Source organism: Streptomyces sp. CO7 (assembly GCF_053474865.1).
Window position 1 is genome coordinate 833,704 of the sequence record NZ_JBRIOU010000004.1, and the last position, 3,075, is coordinate 836,778.

A 3,075-nucleotide genomic window follows, 5' to 3' on the forward strand; every position below is an offset into this window, starting at 1 on the left:
GGCCCGGAGGGCCGCGGCGGCCGTGGCCGTCGCCGGCTCGGCCGTCCTGGCCTACAACCTCTGGCCGGCCGGCCACGACGGGTCGCCCGGCAGCCGCACGCCCGCCGGAACCCGGGCGGCGCCCGCCTCCCCCACGCCGGTGTCCGGGCCGCCGCGGACCATCCCCGCCGTCACGCAGTACACCGCGGCCTCCGGGCCCGGCTGGCGGCCGGCGAAGACCGCCCGGGTGGTGGTCAACGACGACAGCCTGGCCGACGAGGGGCGGCTGGTCGCCCGTGAGCTCGGGATGACCTACGCCGGGGAGAAGAGCGCCCGCGACCGCAAGCCCGGGGACCTGCGCCTGGAGGTCGGCGGCGACCAGGGCGCGAACCCGGAGTCGTACCGGCTGACCGTCGACGGCGGCCGCGCGGTGATCAGCGGGCCGGCCGAGGCCGGCGTCTTCTACGGCACGCGCACGCTCAAGCAGACGGTGGCCGGGAGCGGCGGCGCGCCCGAGGGCGTGATCCGCGACGAGCCGGCCGAGCCCAAGCGGGGCCTGATGCTGGACATCGCGCGGAAGTTCTACGCGGCCGACTGGATCGAGGCCCGCGTCCGGGAGATCGCCGACCTCAAGTACAACGAACTCGGCCTGCACTTCTCCGACGACCAGGGCTTCCGCATCGAGTCGAGCAGCCACTCCGAGGTGGTGACGGACCCGCACCTCACCAAGGCCGAGGTGAACCGGATCGTCGCCCTGGCCCGCAGCCTGCACGTGCGGATCGTCCCGGAGATCGACTCGCCCGGGCACCTCGGCGCGGTGCTCGACGCCCACCCGGACCTCCAGCTGTACAAGGCGAACGGCCGGCCGGCCGCGGGCGCGATCGACATCGCCAAGCCGGCCGCCGGGAAGATCGTGGACGAGCTGATCCAGGAGTACGCCGAGGTCTTCCCCGGCACCGAGTGGCACCTGGGCGCCGACGAGTACGTGGCGCTGCTGGCGAGCGACCCGGAGGCCACGTACCCGGGGCTGGCCGCCGCCGCCCGCGAGAAGTACGGCCCCGAGGGCACGGTCGAGGACCTGACCACCGGATGGCTCAACGACCGGGCCGCGACCGTGAAGAAGCTGGACCGCACCCCGCGCGCCTGGAACGACGGGTTCTTCGACGGGGGCGCGGTCGCGCCCTCGCAGGACATCCAGGTGGCGTACTGGACCGGCAAGGAGATCGGCGCCCGGAAGCCCCTGGAGTTCCTGGAGGCCGGGCGCAAGCTGATCAACTACAACGACGAGTACCTCTACTACGTGCTCGGCGAGCCGCTGACCTTCGTCTACCCGACCGGGAAGCGGATCTACGAGGAGTGGACCCCGCTGGTCGTGCGCGGCTCGACCGCGGTGCCCGAGCGGTACGACGCCCAGATCCTCGGCGGCTCGTTCGCCGTCTGGGGCGACCGGCCGAACGCGCAGACCCAGGAGCAGGTGGCGGCGGGGCTGCGGATGCCGCTGCGGGCGACCTCGCAGAAGCTGTGGGACCGGCGTGAACCCTCGCTGAGCTGGGCGGAGTTCCAGCAGCTGGCGGACGGCCTCGACTGATTTCCCCTGGACGGCACGGTGCCGTCGGACGTATGTTCCCCTTCCGGTGCGGGCGGGTGGCGGCGACGCCACCCGCCCGCACCGCTGTGTCCGCCCGCACCGCCGTCGTGCGTCGTCGCTTTCCGGGAGTCCGTTGTGCGCTGCCTCAGCTGCCACAGGTCCGAGGCCTTGTCCGACGGGCCGCACTGCGCGCGGTGCGCCGGGGCGTGGCCGCCCGTCGCCCCGCCCGTCGCGGCGCCCGCCGCGCCGGGCGCCTGGCTGCTCCCGCCGCTGACACTCGGCCGCTGGGTCGCCGCGCTGCTCGCACTGGTGGCGCTGACCGACCTGGTCGCGGTGGGGGTGGAGTACCGCATGTACACCGAGGCGGGCGAGCAGGCGGCCGCCGGGGCCACCGTGATCGGCCTCGACGCCATGGTCGGCACGAGCCTGCTGATGGTGGTGGTGTCCTTGGCCCAGGGCGTCGCCTTCGTCGCCGCCGCCGCCGTCTTCCTGGTCTGGTTCCACCGGGTCCGGAGCAACGCCGAGGTGTTCGCCCCCGGCGAGCACCGGAAGACGCCGGGCTGGGCGATCGGGGGCTGGTTCGTCCCGGTGGCGAACCTGTGGTTCCCGCGGCAGATCGCCGGCGACATCTGGCGGGCCTCGGAGCGGCCCGGAGCACCGGGCGCCGGGGTCCTGCTCAACCTGTGGTGGGCGCTGTGGCTGGGCAGCTGGGTACTGGGCCGGGTCGCCTCGCGCGCCTTCGACAGCGCCTTCGAGGAGGACACCCCACCCGTCGACGCGGCCAGCGACAGCCTGCTCTGGATGATGGCCTCGGACGGGTTCGACGCCGTGACCGCGGTGGTGGCGGCGATGTTCGTGCTGCGGCTCTCGGCGGCGCAGCACGAGAAGGCCATGGACCTGGCGGCCACCGTGCCCGCCGCCGGAGCCCCGGTTCCGCCCGCGGCGCCCGTGCCGCCGCACGGGAGCTGACGTGCCGACACCTTCCGGGGAGAACGACGTGGTCCGCCCGCACTGCCTGAACTGCCGGACGGCCGAGGCCGAGCCCGATGCGGCGCACTGCGCGCCCTGCGCCGTCGGCCTGCGGCCCGTGGCCGGCGCGCCGGACGTCCGGCTGCGCCCGCCGCTGACCCTGGGCCGCTGGACCGCCGGGCTGCTCGGTGCGCTCGCGCTGCTCAACCTCTACGCGGTGTCGACCGACCTCCGGATGTTCGACCTGACGAACGAACTGCTGGCCTCCGGAGCCTCGGTGGCCGACGTCTACACGACCTCCGACACGGTCGGACCGTGGCGGACGGTGGCGACGGCACAGGCCGTCGCCTACTTCGCGCTCGGCGTCGTCCTCCTGCTCTGGTTCCACCGGGTCCGGCGCAACGCCGAGGTGTTCTCCCCGGGCGGGCACCGGCGGAGTCGGGGGTGGGTGTTCGGGGGCTGGTTCCTCCCGGTGGTCAACCTGTGGTTCCCGTTCCAGGTCACGAGCGACATCTGGTGGGCCTCGGCCCGCCCCGCAC

Annotated in this window: 3 protein-coding genes; all 3 read left to right on the forward strand. The window is 74.3% G+C overall.

Going from position 1 to position 3,075, the window contains the following annotated elements; all coding sequences use genetic code 11:
* A partial coding sequence (locus ACOV8S_RS16590) for a family 20 glycosylhydrolase (protein WP_448318574.1) occupies positions 1-1,567 on the forward strand: 1,567 nt, incomplete at its 5' end.
* 168 nt (positions 1,568-1,735) lie between these two features.
* A complete protein-coding gene (locus tag ACOV8S_RS16595) occupies positions 1,736-2,536 on the forward strand; it encodes a DUF4328 domain-containing protein (protein ID WP_448318575.1) in 801 nt (266 codons plus the stop codon).
* Position 2,537: 1 nt separating this feature from the next.
* Positions 2,538-3,075: DUF4328 domain-containing protein (locus ACOV8S_RS16600; protein ID WP_448318576.1), on the forward strand; the 538-nt coding region annotated here is incomplete at its 3' end.